Annotated in this window: 18 protein-coding genes; 17 read left to right on the top strand and 1 reads right to left on the bottom strand. The window is 38.8% G+C overall.

The features are described from left to right. Window positions 1-72 precede the first annotated feature (72 nt). From ACQKOG_RS02195 to ACQKOG_RS02150, 10 genes are all read left to right on the top strand, one after another. Complete coding sequence (locus ACQKOG_RS02195) at window positions 73-798, top strand: M15 family metallopeptidase (RefSeq protein ID WP_370076922.1); 726 nt, start codon at window positions 73-75, stop codon at window positions 796-798. A 695-nt stretch (window positions 799-1,493) separates the two neighbouring features. After that, window positions 1,494-2,810 (top strand): GntP family permease, encoded by a 1,317-nt coding sequence (locus tag ACQKOG_RS02190; protein WP_370076923.1) that lies wholly within the window; start codon window positions 1,494-1,496, stop codon window positions 2,808-2,810. A gap of 11 nt (window positions 2,811-2,821) precedes the next feature. After that, the gene (locus ACQKOG_RS02185; RefSeq protein WP_370076924.1) at window positions 2,822-3,583 is read left to right on the top strand and encodes a 3-hydroxybutyrate dehydrogenase; all 762 of its coding nucleotides are present in this window, start codon (window positions 2,822-2,824) and stop codon (window positions 3,581-3,583) included. Window positions 3,584-3,599: 16 nt separating this feature from the next. Beyond that, on the top strand, window positions 3,600-4,784 hold the full coding sequence (locus tag ACQKOG_RS02180) for an iron-containing alcohol dehydrogenase (RefSeq protein ID WP_402872335.1): 1,185 nt from the start codon (window positions 3,600-3,602) through the stop codon (window positions 4,782-4,784). Between the two features lie 141 nt (window positions 4,785-4,925). Further along, a complete protein-coding gene (locus ACQKOG_RS02175; RefSeq protein ID WP_427444726.1) occupies window positions 4,926-5,378 on the top strand; it encodes an HIT family protein in 453 nt (150 codons plus the stop codon). Further along, window positions 5,371-6,195, top strand: coding sequence for a protein phosphatase 2C domain-containing protein (locus tag ACQKOG_RS02170; RefSeq protein ID WP_427444723.1), 825 nt, complete (start codon window positions 5,371-5,373; stop codon window positions 6,193-6,195). Before ACQKOG_RS02175 ends, ACQKOG_RS02170 begins: the two co-directional genes overlap by 8 nt. 413 nt (window positions 6,196-6,608) lie before the next feature. Further along, entirely contained in the window at window positions 6,609-7,376 is a 768-nt protein-coding gene (gene fadH, locus ACQKOG_RS02165) for a 2,4-dienoyl-CoA reductase (protein WP_370076929.1), read from the top strand. A gap of 231 nt (window positions 7,377-7,607) precedes the next feature. Further along, the gene (locus ACQKOG_RS02160; protein WP_049668244.1) at window positions 7,608-7,847 is read left to right on the top strand and encodes a hypothetical protein; all 240 of its coding nucleotides are present in this window, start codon (window positions 7,608-7,610) and stop codon (window positions 7,845-7,847) included. A gap of 252 nt (window positions 7,848-8,099) precedes the next feature. Beyond that, a complete protein-coding gene (gene cbpB / locus ACQKOG_RS02155; protein WP_370076931.1) occupies window positions 8,100-8,540 on the top strand; it encodes a cyclic-di-AMP-binding protein CbpB in 441 nt (146 codons plus the stop codon). 68 nt (window positions 8,541-8,608) lie between these two features. Then, the gene (locus ACQKOG_RS02150; RefSeq protein WP_402872376.1) at window positions 8,609-9,496 is read left to right on the top strand and encodes a LysR family transcriptional regulator; all 888 of its coding nucleotides are present in this window, start codon (window positions 8,609-8,611) and stop codon (window positions 9,494-9,496) included. On the opposite strand, the gene ACQKOG_RS02145 is transcribed toward ACQKOG_RS02150, so the two are convergent. Continuing rightward, on the bottom strand, window positions 9,484-9,699 hold the full coding sequence (locus ACQKOG_RS02145; RefSeq protein ID WP_427444719.1) for a hypothetical protein: 216 nt from the start codon (window positions 9,697-9,699) through the stop codon (window positions 9,484-9,486). The two genes, ACQKOG_RS02150 and ACQKOG_RS02145, sit on opposite strands and share 13 nt — an antisense overlap. On the opposite strand from ACQKOG_RS02145, the gene ACQKOG_RS02140 reads away from it, so the two are divergent. The 7 genes from ACQKOG_RS02140 to ACQKOG_RS02110 all read left to right on the top strand — a co-directional run bounded on the left by ACQKOG_RS02140 (window position 9,651) and on the right by ACQKOG_RS02110 (window position 17,729). Beyond that, window positions 9,651-9,848 (top strand): hypothetical protein, encoded by a 198-nt coding sequence (locus ACQKOG_RS02140; RefSeq protein ID WP_402872323.1) that lies wholly within the window; start codon window positions 9,651-9,653, stop codon window positions 9,846-9,848. The two genes, ACQKOG_RS02145 and ACQKOG_RS02140, sit on opposite strands and share 49 nt — an antisense overlap. 364 nt (window positions 9,849-10,212) lie before the next feature. Continuing rightward, window positions 10,213-12,600, top strand: coding sequence for a DUF7408 domain-containing protein (locus ACQKOG_RS02135; protein WP_427444716.1), 2,388 nt, complete (start codon window positions 10,213-10,215; stop codon window positions 12,598-12,600). Beyond that, window positions 12,600-13,535 (top strand): ABC transporter ATP-binding protein, encoded by a 936-nt coding sequence (locus tag ACQKOG_RS02130; protein WP_370076937.1) that lies wholly within the window; start codon window positions 12,600-12,602, stop codon window positions 13,533-13,535. The genes ACQKOG_RS02135 and ACQKOG_RS02130 overlap by 1 nt, the downstream gene beginning before the upstream one ends. Continuing rightward, window positions 13,532-14,377 (top strand): ABC transporter permease, encoded by an 846-nt coding sequence (locus ACQKOG_RS02125; protein ID WP_370076939.1) that lies wholly within the window; start codon window positions 13,532-13,534, stop codon window positions 14,375-14,377. Before ACQKOG_RS02130 ends, ACQKOG_RS02125 begins: the two co-directional genes overlap by 4 nt. Before the next feature lie 12 nt (window positions 14,378-14,389). Then, window positions 14,390-15,850 carry a hypothetical protein gene (locus tag ACQKOG_RS02120; RefSeq protein ID WP_427444712.1) on the top strand — a complete coding sequence of 487 codons (1,461 nt, stop codon included), beginning with the start codon at window positions 14,390-14,392 and terminating at the stop codon, window positions 15,848-15,850. Between the two features lie 11 nt (window positions 15,851-15,861). Then, window positions 15,862-16,857 carry an AAA family ATPase gene (locus tag ACQKOG_RS02115; protein ID WP_370076943.1) on the top strand — a complete coding sequence of 332 codons (996 nt, stop codon included), beginning with the start codon at window positions 15,862-15,864 and terminating at the stop codon, window positions 16,855-16,857. Further along, entirely contained in the window at window positions 16,854-17,729 is an 876-nt protein-coding gene (locus ACQKOG_RS02110; protein WP_370076945.1) for a DUF58 domain-containing protein, read from the top strand. The genes ACQKOG_RS02115 and ACQKOG_RS02110 overlap by 4 nt, the downstream gene beginning before the upstream one ends. Window positions 17,730-17,733: the final 4 nt, after the last annotated feature.

Here is a 17,733-nt window from a genome sequence, read left to right as displayed (position 1 = left end):
ATAGGAAATCCAACAGATCCCCCAGTTGTCCGAATCAGCTGGGGGATCTATTAGAAAGAGTCTTTTACACTAATGTACAAGGAGTCATATAAATATGATAAAAAAACAGTCACAATTGCACTACTCATGATGATTCTAATTGTTTTTGGCTGTTCCAGAAATGAACAAAACAAACAACAAATCCAACAGGGATTACTCACTGTCGCTGATCCTGAAAGTATCACCCTTCTTGTCAATAAAAAATATGCTTTTCCGGAAGGCTATGAACCGAAAGATCTCGTTTATCCAAATGTTCCATTTATATTTAATGGAAAAATAGAAAAAAGAATGATGAAAGAAGAAGCAGCGAAGTATCTCGAAAAAATGTTCCATGCTGCGAATAAACAGAATATTTATCTAGCAGGTGTTTCAGCCTATCGTTCTTCTCAAACTCAAACAACCCTATTTAATAATTATGTTAAAAAAGATGGTATTGAAAAAGCAAAAACATATAGTGCTGTTCCTGGTACAAGCGAACATCAATCAGGATTAGCAATTGACGTTAGTGGAACCGATGGAACTTGTGCTGCAGATGATTGTTTCGCGAATACAGGAGAGGCAGCATGGCTTGAAGATAACGCCCATAAATATGGATATATCATTCGCTTTCCAAAAGGCAAAGAAAATATTACCGGCTACCAATATGAACCATGGCATATACGTTATGTTGGGGTAAATTTAGCCACTGAGTTATATAATAAAGGGTTAACATTGGAAGAATATTATGAGTCAGCACCTGTGAGTAGAGAGAGAAAATAACAATGAGTATCTCAAAAATATAAAATTCCTCCAATAATATGTAGGATAAATTAATTTAGTGGGCCCCTATTGAGAATAGGGGCTCTTTTTTGAATTTAAAAATTGAATTTGTATATTAAGTAACTGCCTATATCAACTACCCAATCAATCCTCAAAACCATTTATCTTTCTCTGATTACTTATCATCTTGCCAACGCGGCAAAGATATACTTAAAATCACAACATACTCGAGGCTGATAATATCGAAAATTTTTAGTTGTAAATACCTAACATATCAAAGCGGTTCCCGGTCGTAAGACTGATGTTAAGATGCAGAATGGATCGCCAAGTTACTTCGTCATGGATTACTCAAACAAAGCTAGTTTCATTCCAGATCGCACCCAACGTGAATTACAGAATTAGTTCGGTATCGTCGGAGTATAATTAAAGAACGCAATCGAGACAACATAACTGCATTCAAAAGGTACTCTGTAGCACTATCGACTTTAATGAATAAATTTATGCATATTTCTTAACGTTGTAAATCCGCATTTTTCTGACGCTAACTCTTGCAAAAGTTTTAGTATAAAGTTTTAGTATATATACTAAAACTTTAACCCTTTATCCAAAAGACTTCTAGTTCATTTAGTATATATATTACCTATAATAATTTTTATTACAGCTCTTTTTTCTAAAAGCAGAAGAGGAGGATGGGGATGTTAGAGTACATTGGGCTTTTTGGTAGTTTAGCTTTACTTGTGTATTTAACAATGAGGGGCGTAAATTTACTGATTTCAGCACCATTGACTGCATTGATAGCGGCCGTAACGAATGGTCTAGCATTTTTTCCACAAACAGCTGATGAGAATCAAGCTAACTTCTTAACAAGTTATATGGATGGGTTCACTGGATTCGTTGGTTCATGGTATTTAATGTTCATGGCAGGAGCCATTTTCGGAAAGGTAATGGAAGATACGGGAGCAGCTGATAGTGTCTCTAAATGGATTGTAGAAAAAATTGGAGTGAAATATGCAGCCTATGCAGTAGTAGCTGCAGCAGCAGTACTAACGTATGGTGGAGTCTCAGTATTTATCGTAGCCTTTTCTGTATATCCAATGGCTATCAGTTTATTCAAGCAAGCTAATTTTCCTCGTCGCTTTATCCCTGCTGCACTTGGTTTAGGTTCTGTAACCTTTACGATGACCTCAGCAGGTTCACCGGAAATTCAAAATTGGATTCCTATTCCATACCTTGGTACAACGCCATACGCCGGATGGGAAGTAAGTATAATTGTTGCAATTTTTATGGCTATTGGTGGATCACTGTGGCTAAATTGGATGATCAAACGTGCAGTAAAAAGCGGAGAGATATTCATCGAACGCTCTACTGATCCAGTTGTTGATGAATCTCGTAAGCTTCCAAGTCCAATTTTAAGTATTGTACCACTAGTAGTAGTTTTAGGCATTTCCTTTGCGTTCCACGAATCTCTAGGAACTTCAGCCCTAATTGTGGCATTAACGAGCGGATGTATTATGGCTTATCTAGTGAGCTATAAATATTCAAAGTCTGTCGGTGCGACACTAGCAGCTGGTGCTATGGGGGCAGTTGTAGCTATCGCTAATACGGCAGCTGTAGTTGGTTTCGGAGGTGTGGTAAAAGCTACACCATCATTTTTGGCAACTGTTGACGTTATGACTAATATTCCTGGAAGTCCGTTAATTGGCGGTGCGTTAGCCATCGCTGTAATAGCAGGTTTAACAGGCTCGGCTTCAGGTGGTCAAACAATTGCACTGCCTTTACTTGCTCCACACTATATTGACATTGGAGTTGATACGGAGGCGTTGCACCGTACAATTGCTATTGCATCAGGTTCTCTCGATTCATTGCCACATGGTGGTTATGTAGTAACAACCATCAATTCGGTATGCAATGAAAAGCATAAAGATGCTTATATGCCATTTGGTGCTTTAACCGTCATTATACCGATTATAGGTACATTGATTGCCATCATATTATTCTCACTAGGAATGTAGGGGGATTTGACGTGAAAGGAAAAACTGTTTTTATTACAGGAGCAGCCCGTGGTATCGGGTTATCCATGGCGTTAGCGTTTGCTGAGCAGGGAGCTAATGTCGTTATAACAGATATTAATGAACAGCTTTTAGCGGAGGCAATTCAACAAAATTCGCAATTAACTGCATACACATGTGATGTTACGAATGAACAGGCAATATGTGATGCGATTGACTTTACTATTAAAAAGTTTAAGACAATAGATATTTTAATTAACAACGCAGGGTTTCAGCATGTTTCTCTTATAGAGGATTTCGCGACAGAAATCTTCGAATCCATGCAAAAAGTGATGCTTGTTGCACCTTTTATAGCAATGAAATATGTCTTACCACATATGAAGAAAAATAAGTTTGGACGCATTATTAATATGGCATCCATTAATGGCGTTATTGGGTTTGCAGGTAAAGCTGGCTACAATGCCGCCAAACATGGGCTAGTCGGTTTAACGAAAGTGGCGGCACTAGAAGTTGCAACTGAAGGGATAACCGTGAATGCGATTTGTCCAGGGTATGTCGATACAGAATTAGTACGTAATCAGTTTACGGATTTGGCAAAGACAAGGGGAATTCAAGTAGAGGAAGTGCTTGAGCAGGTGCTTTATCCACTCGTTCCTCAAAAACGCTTACTAGATGTATCGGAAGTTACAGGACTTGCGCTTTATTTAGCTAGTGATATGGCAAAGGGGTTAACAGGTCAAGCAATACTTTTGGATGGCGGTTATACAGCACAATAGTTTAGGAGGGTGAAAGATGATTCAAACAAAAACAATCTATACGGTACATTCACCAGGAACAATCGTTTATGGACGAGATTCTTTTCAAGAAGTAGGTGACTATGCGAAAAAATTGGGGACTAAGGCTCTTATCATTAGTGATCCGATAATGGATAGCTTAGGCTTTGTTAATCAATGTAATACTTTATTAAAAGCTAGTGGTTTGGAAGCGATTTCGTATTTAGGCGTAACAACGGAACCAGTAGATACGTATGTAGCAGAGGGGCTCCATATTTTACAATCTGAGGGCTGCGACATTATTATTTCCGTCGGTGGTGGGAGCTGTATCGATACAGGAAAAGCGATCGCAGTAGTTGCAACGAATGGTGGCTACATTGGCGATTATATGAAAATGGCAAAAATTGCAGAGCAAGCACCAATCCCGCATATTGCGATACCGACAACGGCTGGTACTGGTTCAGAAGCCACGGATGCAACAGTCATTACGAATACGAGAAATGACGTGAAAATGATGATTAAGCAACCTGCATTTATGCCAAGTATCGCTATTGTAGATCCGATTTTAACGGTTACATCCCCACCCTCCATCACTGCAGCGACTGGTATCGATGCATTAAGTCATGCTATTGAAAGTTATTTATCTCGTTTAGCACATCCTTACTCGAATGTACTTGCACTATCAGCCATGGAGTTAATCGTTAATAATATTTTAAAAGTTTATGAGCAAGGTAATGATATTGAAGCACGGGAAGCGATGTCGCTAGGTTCAATGCAAGCAGGTCTTTCATTTTCAAATGCTTCTGTCGCTTTAGTACATGGCATGTCTCGTCCGATAGGAGCGCTATTCCATGTGCCACATGGTATTTCAAATGCCATGCTCTTGCCAGCAGTATTAGAATTTTCAAAGGATGCTTGTGTCAAACGGCTGGCGGATATAGGTGAATTTTTCAATACAGATAATGAGCAATTATCACAAGAAGAGCTTGCCGATTTAGCTATTGTTTCGATTAAGGAATTGTGCAAGAAGATGGATATAGGGAATTTAAAACAGTGGGGGATTGATGAACAAGCCTTTTACGCAGCTATTCCAAAAATGACAGCTGATGCAATTGCCAGCGGTAGCCCTGGAAATAATCCTAAGGTTCCAACACAGGAAGAACTAATGGAGCTTTATAAGATTGCTTACCATTATGAGTTTTAGGATTACGAAAAGAAACTGTCTAAAATAGAGTTACAAATCATATGTGATTTGTAACTCTATTTTTATCGGTTAGGAAAAGTATTCCGATTTATTGGTAGTTATGTTATAATTTCGAAAATTCAAGCGAGGGAGTGGGGATTAATGGAAGAATGTTTTATTTGCAATAAACACACGGGCAACATTCAAACTTCAGGGGTCATGATTTATGAAGACGAATATGTTTATGTTGGGCATATAGATAGGAATGGAGCACCCAATTATTTAGGTCATATAATGATAGATTTAAAAAGACATGTCCCTACTCTTGGAGATATGACTTTAGAAGAGGCACAAGCATTTGGGGTTATTATGGCTAGAGTCAGTAAGGCAATAATGGAGTGTGAAAAGGCAGAGCATATTTATTCATTAGTTTCCGGAAACTCAGTGCCACATTTGCATATGCATTTAGTTCCTCGATATCCTAATACCCCTCAACAGTATTGGGGACCAAATGATGTGTATGATTGGGAAGAAGCTCCTATGGGTGACAATAGCGAAGTTGTTAAACTTTGTACACGTATTAGAGCATATCTGGAGAATAATGCAGATGAGTAAATCTATTGAAGATTTTAGTTGGATAGGTAGCCAAGACAACTTCATAGATCAACCAAGTGTTCATCAAATTAAACATGTTATTGTTGGGCGATATGGTGGTAACTCCGATGCAGGCCAATATAAAAACGAAGATGGCTGTTTAGTATGGCTAGATGAAAAGCAAGATTGGGAATTTTCCGTTTTACTGGATGCGCATAATACATCTGAGAGTGCTCAAATCATTATCGAGCAATTTTTTTATTATAAAGATGAAATAAAACATTTATTATCATTACCAACAAACCATCAAACCTTTAAAAGACTTGAAGAGAAGATTTTAACTATATTTCAATCAGAAGAGTTCTTATCTGTTTGCAGGAATATTACTGGAGAAACTGCGTGTTTAATTGTCGTAAGAAAAGATAAATATGTATGGTGGTTTTCAGTTGGAGACTGTGTTCTTTTTTTATTTCATCAAGAATTGGCTGCACTCGGTCAGTTTCAATTAAATCAAAGGCAATTTTACGAATGGATAGGCCAAGTCAATACTTTTGAACAGGACGTCCCTTGCTACAGTATTGGAATTAAAGAATTAAGAAAAGGAGAAAATCGTCTTTTTCTAACCACAGATGGCTTACTTGAATGTCCCCATGAACCATATTCAAACACTATTAACATTTATAATTCATTTTTTAACTCTACGGATCAAGAGAGCATTTGCTCAATGTTAAACAATATCAAAAAAAATGGTGTCAGAGATAGCACCACTATCGTTTTTTGGAAAGTTAATATTGCAAAGGAAGCCACTAGAGCAAGTAATCAAGAAGCGAGTTCGTAATGGATTCTACCCGCGCGCACCATGGAAATACCCGCGGAAGAGAAGCGGATCTCCGCGCGCGTCAGAGAAATACCCGAGGAAGAGAAGTGAATTCCCGCGCGCACCATGGAAATACTCGCGAAAGAGAAGCGGATACTCGCGCGCACCATGGAAATACTCGTGGAAGAAAAGAGGATCCCCGCGCGCGTCAGAGAAATACCCGAGGAAGAGAAGTGAATTCCCGCGCGCATCATGGAAATACCCGCGAAAGGGAAACGAATCTCCGCGCACGCCAGTGAAATAGCCCCGCAACTTAAGAATCCCTGCTAGTAGGACTACTCCCTAACGTTTTGCAGAATTAATATGACATATACGAGAAAATATAGTAATATTTATATGAATCATCATTCATTTTTTTCGAAGGGGGAAATCGTATGTTGCAGGGGAAAACAATTATTATTACGGGTGGATCAAATGGCATGGGGCTTTATATGGCAAAGCAATTTGTTGCTGAAGGGGCAAATGTTGTCATTACAGGTCGTAACGAGGAGCGATTAGCAGAAGCGAAAGCCTTTATTTTAGAGGTTGGAAAAACGATTGAAACGTTCCAAATGGATGTTCGAGTGCCTGAGCATGCTGAGGCAATGCTAGCATTTGCTGTTGAAAAGTTTGGACAAGTTGATGGGCTTGTGAATAATGCGGCCGGTAATTTTATAGTGCGTGCAGAGGATTTATCACCAAATGGTTGGAAGGCTGTTATTGATATTGTTTTAAATGGGACATTCTTTTGTTCTTCGGCAGTCGGTAAGTACTGGATCCAAAATAATATTAAGGGATCTATTATTAATATGGTTGCAACTTACGCATGGAGTGCAGGTGCTGGTGTTATTCATTCTGCAGCAGCAAAAGCAGGTGTATTGTCATTAACTCGAACATTAGCTGTTGAATGGGGGAAACAATATGGCATTCGAGTAAATGCGATTGCTCCTGGTCCAATTGAGCGTACAGGTGGTGCGGAAAAGCTTTGGGAATCAGAGGCTGCAGCTGCTCGTACGCTAGATTCTGTTCCGTTAGGCCGGACAGGTACTCCTGAAGAAATTGCAGATTTAGCTACATTTATAATGTCTAATAAAGCAAGTTATATGAACGGTGAATGTGTGACACTTGATGGCGGGCAATGGCTTAATCAGTATCCTTTCTAACTTTTTTCAGCAATTTTTTTCTGTAGCGAAGGCAAAGCGACAGCTACAAGTGTTTTATGTAACGGAAGCGAAATGGCTGTTACAATTATTTTATGTGGCGAAAGCGGCAAATGTTTTCTGCGCGAAAGCAAAGCGTCAGCGGCAATTTGCCGAGGCTAATTGATAATAAAAACTTTGCATAATGGAGAGCTGGGTTGACGCATACTAAGGGTAAAGAAAGGAGTTTTGCCGATGGGTATGTGGTTAATACCGGCTCTTATTGCCATTACGATTATTTCTGCCATTTCGCTTGTGTCGACGCTGAAAATTGCTAAAATGACATCTCAGCGGAAATCAGAAAACGATACGCCGATTTCAGAAACCGTTGAAGAGTATGCGACTATGCTCAACCCAGTTGTTTGGGTATATATCATTTTTTTACTCTTTTTGGGAATAATGATTTTTTATTACTGGAGTAAGGCTGGATATTAAGTAAATAATATCTTCATTCAGTTCATATTTTATAAATGAGGCTGAATGAAGATATTTCTCCATTACCCTCAAATAAAAACCCTCGTATATATGCACTTTCGATACTTAGTTTTGTTCAAAATGCTAAAATAATTCGTTGCTTTATAAAAAACTCTTCTCGGCCTTGTCGTGGTCATAAAAGGAATAGTTATGATATGATAAAAGGGAAGCATCCTGTTCTGCAAAGCGGGGACAGAAAAGGAGAAGAAGTTCATGATTTCAACTAACAGCAAAGACTTATTAGCAATGCCAATTAGTGATTTTATTATTTCATCTGAAAAGGTTGCACATGTACAAAGTGGAAATAGTGCGGAACATGCACTCCTAGTACTTACACGTACAGGGTATTCATCGATACCTGTTTTAGATATGAAATATCGACTTCAAGGTTTACTAAGTATGAAAATGATTACTGAATCCATTCTTGGACTAGAACATATTGAATATGAAAAGCTACCCGACATTAAAGTGGATACAATAATGGAGAAAGATATCGCTGTATTAAAGTTGAAGGATACTTTCCAGCGAGCGCTCGACTTAGTTATTAATCACGCCTTTTTATGTGTTGTGGACGAAGAAGGAACATTTGCGGGAATTTTAACAAGACGTGTTATTTTAAAGCAATTGAAAAAATATATTTATCAAAAAGAGTAGTAGTTTAAGAGGGGACTCAGATGAAAATCATGAGGCCCTCTTTGCTTGTATTGGAGGTTTACTGATTGATGGCAACGGAAGCTGAAATTTTAAAAGTACTAGCAGAGGAACGTAATATGCGTAAAGCAGCAGAACGTTTATTTTTATCTCAGCCAGCACTTTCACAACGGTTGCAGACTATTGAAAAGGACTGGGGTGCTCAGTTATTTATTCGTTCGCAAAAAGGACTTACGGCGACACCTGCTGGAGAGCTTATTATTGCCTATGCAACAGAAATGCTCAGCAAAAAAGAAGAGATATTTGAAACAATCCAATCATTAACGACGAAAGTAAACGGGACATTGAAAATCGCCTGTGCATCGATTGTCGGCCAAAACTGGCTTCCGATCATATTAAAGGATTTTGTATCGAAATATCCTGATGCAAAAATCTCTCTGATGACTGGCTGGAGCTCTGAAATTGTAAAAGCGCTTTATGAGGGTGAGGCTCATATAGGGATTGTACGTGGGCAGGTTGATTGGAAAGGGGAAAAAATTCACCTATTTCGTGACACGCTTTATTTAGTAGATAAAGAGCTAAAAACTATAGAAGATGTCCTGACGACAGATCGACCTTTTATTCAATTTAAAAGTGATTCCAATTACTATCAGGAAATTCAACAATGGTGGCAGCAACATTTCGCTTCAAATCCAAGAAAGCAAATTTTAGTGGATCAGATTGAAATTTGTAAGCAAATGGCATTGAACGGCATTGGTTATGCTATTTTACCTTCCATTACTTTAAGTGACAATGATGGCATTAATAAAATAGCATTAACGAATAATGAAAAAGAATTTGGTTTAACGCGTGATACTTGGTTAATTGGCTATGAATCTTCATTTGAGTTACGACAAGTAGAGGCTTTTGTAGAAGTAGTGCAAGACCATGCACGATGTTTGTTTGATTATACGAAATAAAAAAATATCAAGGCAGTCTCAAGTGATTCACTCGGGGCTGCCTTTTTTAACCAATTCTTAATCTCACCATAGCGTAGGTTGATTTCCGTTCCGACTGGGCGCTTTGTAGCTGCCGCTTCGCTTTCGCACAGAGCAAAGCTTCCTGGGGGGTCCGTTGAGCCGCTTGGGCCAACAGATGTTTTTTTCGCGAAAACGTAGTGCAACGAAGCGACAGCAACAGCAGGATGTTGGTCACGAAGGCGTTATCACAGGACGTGATGGTGTTAGCCTTCGTTCCCCTATGTGCTCTCTCCAGGGTCTCATCTGTGACGCTAGTCCCCTAGTCTCCACTCCAATCAACTTATTCACATGACATAGGTTTAAAAAAATGTCATCCCACTTTTTTATTTTATCGGAACACTTTCAAGAATTATCGCCCAACCTTTAGAAAAAGGATTCACACACAGTTTTGTGTATGAATCCTTTTTGCTCTTTGGAAGGTGGATGTCGATAAAATTTAAAAGTTGGGTGATAAAACGTGAAAGTTAGTCGATAAAATTTAGCCTCCACTCCACTTACATGCATACGTTTTAATAAAATGTCATCCCTAACTTTGGAAATCAGCTAATTCTTAAGAGTTTATGAATATTCATGAAGATGTCATAAGAAATGGAACAAAGTGCAATTTAAATCGTATAATTATGTAACCAACAATTTACATAAAAGGGGTTGAGTTTTTGAAGAAAAAGAATATAACGGCACTCATACTACTATTCATGCTTGTTATTAGCTTTATTCTACCTATGGAGCAGGCAAAAGCGGCTGCTACGTTAGATGTGCAGGCTAAGGCAGGGATTGCAGGTAAAGCAAAATACCAATCAGTTGTGCCAATTCAAATAACAGTAAAAAATAATGGTACAGATTTTTCTGGAGATATGGTCATCAATACTTCCAGTTCCAATCAAGCTGCGTCAGCTAAAGTGCTTCCAATAGATATAGCGGCGGGAGAAGAAAAAACATTTGATATTTATCTAGAGGGTATCGATTCCTGGAATGCAGATGTGTTTGCATTTTATGAAGGAGGCATTGAAAAAGGAAAAAAGGTTGCTTATAAAGGAACAAAGCAGCTACAAGGTAATCTTTTAGATCCTTCATCAGTTTTTATTTACACATTAACGGATAATAGTGATCGTTTATCAGCATTTTTCAAGCTATCCCAATTAGCTCCTCAAAATAGTGTTGAAGTTTTCAATTTAAAGCAAATCAAGGATTATACACTGCCAGAGGATACACAGGGATTTGCAATGGCGAATGTTATCGTCATCGATGAAATTGCGATTGCTGATTTAACGCAAAAGCAACAAGAGTCCTTACTAAATTGGGTACAAAATGGTGGAACATTAATAGTAGGAGCTGCTGATCAAGTAAATGCAACAGCAGGTATTTTCAAAGATTATTTACCACTAGCATTATCACAACAAATGACATCCGTTTCAGCAGATAGCCTATCAAAATTATCAGGCGGAGGAAAATTTACACATCCTATTTCTATATATGGGGCAACTGAAAATAAAGGAAGTATTCCTGTATTAACAGATAACAATAAGATTTTAGCTTCTAAGAAAAAAGTTGGCAGTGGGGAAATTATTCAAACAGCCTTTTCTTTAGGAGATCAACCACTTGCGTCTATGGATGGCTACCCAGCACTAGTGTCAAAATTGATAAATATTCAAAAGATGTCACAACAAGGGGTAATGATTAATGGACAGTCACCGCTGGATCAAATTCCATATGACCTGCGTACCATAAATGAGCTATTCCCTTCGTTTGAAGTATCTGTTAGCTATATGCTAATAGTTATTATTTTATATATTTTAATTATCGGACCTATTTTATATTTCATTTTAAAGAAAATAGACAAACGTGAGCATGCATGGTGGATCATTCCTGCGATATCAATTGTGTTATCTATTGCTCTATTTATTTTTGGTGCAAAAGATCGAATTGGGCAACCGCAAATTCAACAATCTGCATTTTATAAAATAAATGAAGATAGTAGTGTAAATGGTTATTATGTAGAGTCCATTTTAACAAATCGTAGTGGTGATTTTGTTGTTAATGCAGATAAGAATACAAGTGCATTCGCGTTACGAAATTCTATTAATTTCGCAGGGGTAAGGGAGGATTTACACGAAATATCCTATATTAAGGAAAATGCCAATGGTTCAACGCTAACACTACGTGATTTAAGTTATTGGTCTGTGCAATCGTTTGCAGGGAAGTCAGTGGCACAAAATATTGGGAAGATGGATATCGATATTACGTTAAATAATGAAAAGTTAACTGGGACAATTAAGAACAATTTCCCGTTTGCCCTAAAGGACGTTACTCTAATCTCTGGCATTAAAGAAGTTAAACTTGGCGACATTGAAGCGAACGGTACACTTAAAGTCGACACAGAGCTAAAAGCAACGGTTCTTCAAAAACCATCTGATTTTACTAATTACAATTTTAATAATTATCCAGCGAAGAAGGAAGACGTGAATCCTTCACGTATCGAGGGTATGAAATCTATGGCATTACCGCTTGTAGAAGATGATAAAAAACCTGTCATTACAGCATGGGCAGACCAAGCAATTGCTGGGGTTGAGCTAGAAACAAGTGCTAGTATGTCGCCGATTTCCTATTTTGTTCAGCCATTTGAAGGCAAAGTAGAGTTATCAGGTCCATTTACGATGAAACGTAACAACTTTGCGTATTCAGTAAACCAACTATCTCCTAATTCGTATGCTGAAAAAGTAGATGAACAATTAAATAATTGGCGCTTGTCGGATGGTTCCTATGAAGTATCCATCGCGATGCCAGATAAGTTTATGAATTCAGTTCAAACATTAAACGAATTGACAGTTTCAAATAAGGATATTGATCGCATGCAGCTATCGATTTGGAATAACGAAACGAAAAATTATGAGCCATTGGTAGATGCGAAACAGGTGTTTACAGGTAACATAAAAAAATACTTCAATGATCATGATGAATTGCTGATTGAGATTAAATTCGGACCAGATCAAACAGGTGAGGAAACAAGATTACCAGATGTAGAGCTGAAGGGAGTGGCGAAATAATGATTGAAATTCGTGATTTAACGAAAAGATACGGCTCCTTTACAGCATTAGATCATTTGAATTTATCTTTGGAGGAAGGGGTTGTCTTTGGTTTTGTAGGTGCCAATGGGGCAGGTAAATCGACTACATTCTCGATTTTAGCAACCTTGCTATCTCCAACTTCAGGTGATGCCATTATTAATGGTAAAAGCGTTATTAAGGAACCTAAGGAAGTTCGAAAACAAATTGGTTATATGCCAGATTTCTTTGGCGTTTATGATCAACTAAAAGTAGACGAATACTTAGACTTTTACGGTGCCAGCTACGGCATTGGGGCAGCTGAACGAAAAGTACTTATTCCACAGCTACTAGAGCTCGTGAATTTATCGAATAAACGTCATGAATATGTTGATTTACTGTCACGTGGGATGAAGCAGCGTCTATGTTTGGCACGTGCACTTATCCACGATCCTAAAGTATTAATTTTGGATGAACCTGCTTCAGGCTTAGATCCACGCGCCCGAGTAGAAATGCGAGATATTTTACGGAATTTAAAATCTATGGGAAAAACGATTTTAATCTCCTCACATATTTTGCCTGAGCTTGCAGAAATGTGTGATGAAATCGGTGTGATTGATAATGGTAAGCTTATCGCTCATGGCAATGTGGCTTCCATTCAAGCACAGCTGCAGGGGGAGAAGCGTATCGTAGTAAAAGTAACGGATCGTTTAAACGAGGTACGTGCGTTTTTGGAGGAGGATCCACTGATCTCTTCTATAGATGTAATGGATAATCGCTTAGAGACAGCCTTTAATTACCGAGGAACAGATGACGATCAGGTAGCACTTTTGAAAAAGGCAATACTTGCGAATTTACCTATTTATGCATTAAGCGAAGAGGAAAAAGATTTAGAGGATGTCTTTATGGCTATTACGAAGGGAGCGGACAATCAATGATGGAACGATTTTATAATCCGGTATTCGTAAAAGAATTGAAGTTGCGCTTCCGTTCTTTTAAAAGCTTTTCAGGTTTAATGTTTTATTTAGCGGTTATTTGTATTTTTATCGTAGGATTTTTGCTTATAACAACTGGATTCACAGGCAAAGGTTTCTTTAGACCAGACACAAGCTTTATGATGTTCGCAGTCTTAACAATATTACAAATGGCTCTTGTTCTTTTCATTACACCGAGCTTAACTGCCGGTGCAATTAGCAGCGAAAGGGAAAAGCAAACATTAAATATTTTACTAACAACGACACAAAGTTCTACTCAAATCATCATTGGGAAATTATTATCCTCGGTAGCATTTTTAGTATTAATGCTTATCGCAGGGTTACCATTGTATAGTTTAGTATTTTTATTTGGTGGCGTATCACCGTCTCAATTAATCTCGATATTTTTATTTTATTTATTAACAGTTGTAGCCATTGGTAGTATTGGTGTTATGTTTTCAACCATTACAAAACGAACAATTGTTGCGATGATTTCTACGTATGGTTCGATCATTTTTTTAGGTGGCATTACAGCGTTTTTCTTCTTCTTATCAATGGCCTTCCATCAAATGGGGAATGCCGCAGGTACTGGTACTTCCTACATGACTTACTTCTGGGCTTCTATTAACCCAGGTGCATTAATGCTTACGCTTACTTCATCATCTATGGGCGATGCTTTAGTGCAAGTTTCAGGAGTGAAATTACCTGTATGGATTAGTTATTTAATAGCTTATTCATTGATCATTGTTGTTTGTTTAACAATTGCGATTAAAAAATTACGTGCCAATATGAAAAGTAACCGATAAGGAGGAAATCTTATGGAGCGTCGTAAGCAATTACGAAAATATATTCAACGTGCAAAGACGAGTTTAACAGTAGAAAGAAGCATTCCAATTGCACAGTACGGCTTGTTTTTGGCATTGCTTTCGAGTGCTGCCCTCTTCCTCGTTTCCAGGCTCTTTGTTTGGCCGTATTATCGCCAAACAGCTCTTGCTATCTTTATCATAGTCATACTAGCAACAGTGCTGTTTATGTGGTGGAAGCGTGTGAAAGAAAAGGAAGCATTGCATACACTGGATGATTATTTTTCTCACAATGAACTTGTGACAGCCTTATCGTTCGAGGACGATAAGGACCCACTCGTTCAATCTCTACTAACGAAAGCAATCGAGAACGTTGAAAAGGCATTTGCTGATTTTAAGGCTCGGAAAAAAATTTTATTTCGCCCCAAAGCATTGATTGGCTTATTTGGAACAGCTGTCGTACTGGCCATTCTTTATATGTTCCCAGCAGCTTCACAAATTGAAGCAATTGAGGTGGAAAAAGAAAAAGCTGTCATTGAAGACGTAAAGAAGGAAGTTGCTAAATTAGAGAAAAAAGCAGAAACAAAAGAAGTGAAAGAGCAATTAAAAGAATTGCAAAATACGTTAAAAAAGACAGAAACAGCTGAAGAGGCATTAAGAGAAGTCGTGAAAAAGCAAAAGGAGCTTTCTTTAAAGGAGCAACAATTAAAGGATAAGCAAACGGCTAGTAAGGAGGGCGCTTCTGACGACAAAGGCTTATCGAAGGAAGAAGCGGAGCAATTGAAGGAGCTCGCCCAAATGCAGCAGGAGCTAACGCAAAATGCAAATGCTACTCAGACAGCTATGAGCAAGCTTGGGAAACCTGCAAGCAATACTCTACAAAATGCTATTGCGAGTGCCAATAGTGCCAATAATAATCAGCAAAACAATCCTAATACCAATCCATCAGCGAATTCACAGCAAAGTAATCAACAAGGTCAAACAGGACAACAAGGCCAAACTAATTCTCAAAATGGTTCCCAACAGGCTAGTGGTCAAGGACAGAAACAAGGATCGAATCAAAGCAATCAACAAGGACAAGGCAATGGTCAAGGAAACGGACAAGGTCAGGGTCAAGGACAAGGTCAAGGACAAGGTCAGGGAAATGGCAATGGTCAAAGTCAAGGTACTGCTCAAGGAGGTAAAGGCGCAGGCACAGGCACAGGCACAGGACAGGGCGGCCGCGATTTATTGACAACACCGAATAGAATTGGTGGATCTAGTCAGACTTCAGTTGATGGTGGAGCATTAGGAGATGGATCACATGTTTCAGAGCAACAAGGAAATGGCCCGATTACTAAAGGTTCTATCCGTCCTTATGAGGAAGTTATAGGTTCCTATAAAGATAGCTATTTAGAAAGCTCAGAGCGTTTACAATTACCGAAGGATTTACAAAATGTCGTGCAATCTTATTTCACGTCAATTGACTCTAAGTAGGAGGAAAAGGAATGGCATTTACAGAGCAACAATATGTTGAAATGAGTACGAAATTACAACAAGTAAAGGAAGAAATTCATCGCTTTATCGTTGGCCAAGAGGAAGCAATTGATTATACATTATACGCAGTCCTTGCTGATGGGCATGCATTATTAGAGGGCCTACCGGGTTTAGGGAAAACGATGTTAATTCGTACAATTTCTGAAGTACTAGATTTATCATTTTCACGAATTCAATTTACACCAGATTTAATGCCAGCGGATATTACAGGGACAAGCATGATTGAGCGCACAGCTGATGGCAAGCAGCAATTTACGTTCCAGCCTGGTCCAATTTTTAGCCAAATGGTATTAGCAGATGAGATTAACCGCGCAACACCAAAAACACAAAGTGCACTGCTTGAAGCAATGGGTGAAAAAACTGTAACAATTTTGGGAGATACAAAGAAGATGGCGAAACCATTCTTCGTGTTAGCAACACAAAACCCGATTGAGATGGAGGGAACATACCCTTTACCAGAAGCACAAATGGACCGATTCCTATGTAAAATTCTAGTGCCGTATCCTGAGAAAAGTGAACTAATGGAAATTATGAAGCGTACAACAGGCGCTAAGGAAATTGATTTACAAAAGATCATGGATACAGAAGCACTGATTGAAGCGCAGCAAATGGTTAAGGAAGTACTTGTTGCTGATGAAATGCTCGAATTTGCGACGGATCTTGTTGTGGCTACACATCCTGAGAGAGTGGATGCCATTGATGAGGTCAAGCAATATGCCATGTATGGTAGCGGCCCTCGAGGTTTACAAAGTTTAATCAAATTAGCGAAGGCAAGGGCGCTTATGAATGGACGTTTCCACGTCTCTGTAGCAGATATTAAGTCAGTGGCTAAGCCAGTATTACGCCACCGGATGCTGTTGAATTATGAAGGGGAGGCTTCAGGTAAAACAGCAGACGATGTGATTGATGTCATTTTAGAAAAAGTACAGCAAGGTGTTAGCAGGTGACGCAAAAATTATTATTGCCCGAGGATTGGTTAGCGAAAATCAGTCGCTTCCAAGTGGCAACGGCCTCCAAATTACGTGGGCAGCACAAGGGCTCGCACCGTTCGCAACGCTTTGGGGCATCGCTCGATTTTTCGGATTTTCGTGAATATCATTTAGGTGATGATGTACGTCAGGTGGATTGGAACGTCTTTGCGAGAACTGATAAATACTTCATTAAACGTTTTTTAGATGAACAAGAAATGCGCGTCCACATTTTGCTAGATACAACTAAATCGATGGGCGATCAAGCAAAATGGACTTTTGCCCGGCAAATTGTCGCCTCACTTGGCCTAATGGTGCTCGGACGCGATGATCGCTTATCATTTTCTTTTCTACAGGATGAGGTGAAGCCACCGTTTCGTCGTAAGGGTGCTATGTATCGTCGCGCCTTTTTACAGTTGGTCACCGAGATTGAGCAAGCAACTTATACAAATAGCTTCGCACAAGGAGCTTTCAAAGCATTGCCTAAGGATAGTACCGTACTATTTATTGTCACAGACGGACTTGAGCCAATCGAGGAATGGGAGCAACTTTTAAAAAGGCTACCACGTTTTGCAGGGGATGTCCGTATTTTGCAAATAGTTACACAAGAAGAAATAGCACCAGAATATACGGGTGATGTGCGCTTACTTGATCGTGAAACGGGCAGAGATGTAAATGTTACGATGTCTTCTAAAGTGCTGGACACATATACGGCAAGACGTTTATTACATGAAGAGGAATTTGAAGCAATTTGTCGACGTTTCGGTGTTCGACAATTACAACTTAAAGTAGAGGATGGATTACAGCATGCCATCTTCCATCAATTATTAAAAGCACATTGGATTAGGTGAGGTG

Source organism: Lysinibacillus sp. NPDC093216 (genome assembly GCF_050280325.1).
Classification (GTDB): domain Bacteria; phylum Bacillota; class Bacilli; order Bacillales_A; family Planococcaceae; genus Lysinibacillus.
This window is presented reverse-complemented; position numbering and strand designations above follow the sequence as displayed.

Coding starts and splice junctions, on each gene's coding strand:
- ACQKOG_RS02190 (WP_370076923.1), top strand. CDS start 1,494: ATGTTAGAGTACATTGGGCTTTTTGGTAGTTTAGCTTTACTTGTGTAT.
- ACQKOG_RS02150 (WP_402872376.1), top strand. CDS start 8,609: ATGGCAACGGAAGCTGAAATTTTAAAAGTACTAGCAGAGGAACGTAAT.
- ACQKOG_RS02125 (WP_370076939.1), top strand. CDS start 13,532: ATGATGGAACGATTTTATAATCCGGTATTCGTAAAAGAATTGAAGTTG.
- ACQKOG_RS02130 (WP_370076937.1), top strand. CDS start 12,600: ATGATTGAAATTCGTGATTTAACGAAAAGATACGGCTCCTTTACAGCA.
- ACQKOG_RS02195 (WP_370076922.1), top strand. CDS start 73: ATGTACAAGGAGTCATATAAATATGATAAAAAAACAGTCACAATTGCA.
- fadH (WP_370076929.1), top strand. CDS start 6,609: ATGTTGCAGGGGAAAACAATTATTATTACGGGTGGATCAAATGGCATG.
- ACQKOG_RS02170 (WP_427444723.1), top strand. CDS start 5,371: ATGAGTAAATCTATTGAAGATTTTAGTTGGATAGGTAGCCAAGACAAC.
- ACQKOG_RS02180 (WP_402872335.1), top strand. CDS start 3,600: ATGATTCAAACAAAAACAATCTATACGGTACATTCACCAGGAACAATC.
- ACQKOG_RS02175 (WP_427444726.1), top strand. CDS start 4,926: ATGGAAGAATGTTTTATTTGCAATAAACACACGGGCAACATTCAAACT.
- ACQKOG_RS02120 (WP_427444712.1), top strand. CDS start 14,390: ATGGAGCGTCGTAAGCAATTACGAAAATATATTCAACGTGCAAAGACG.
- ACQKOG_RS02115 (WP_370076943.1), top strand. CDS start 15,862: ATGGCATTTACAGAGCAACAATATGTTGAAATGAGTACGAAATTACAA.
- cbpB (WP_370076931.1), top strand. CDS start 8,100: ATGATTTCAACTAACAGCAAAGACTTATTAGCAATGCCAATTAGTGAT.
- ACQKOG_RS02160 (WP_049668244.1), top strand. CDS start 7,608: ATGGGTATGTGGTTAATACCGGCTCTTATTGCCATTACGATTATTTCT.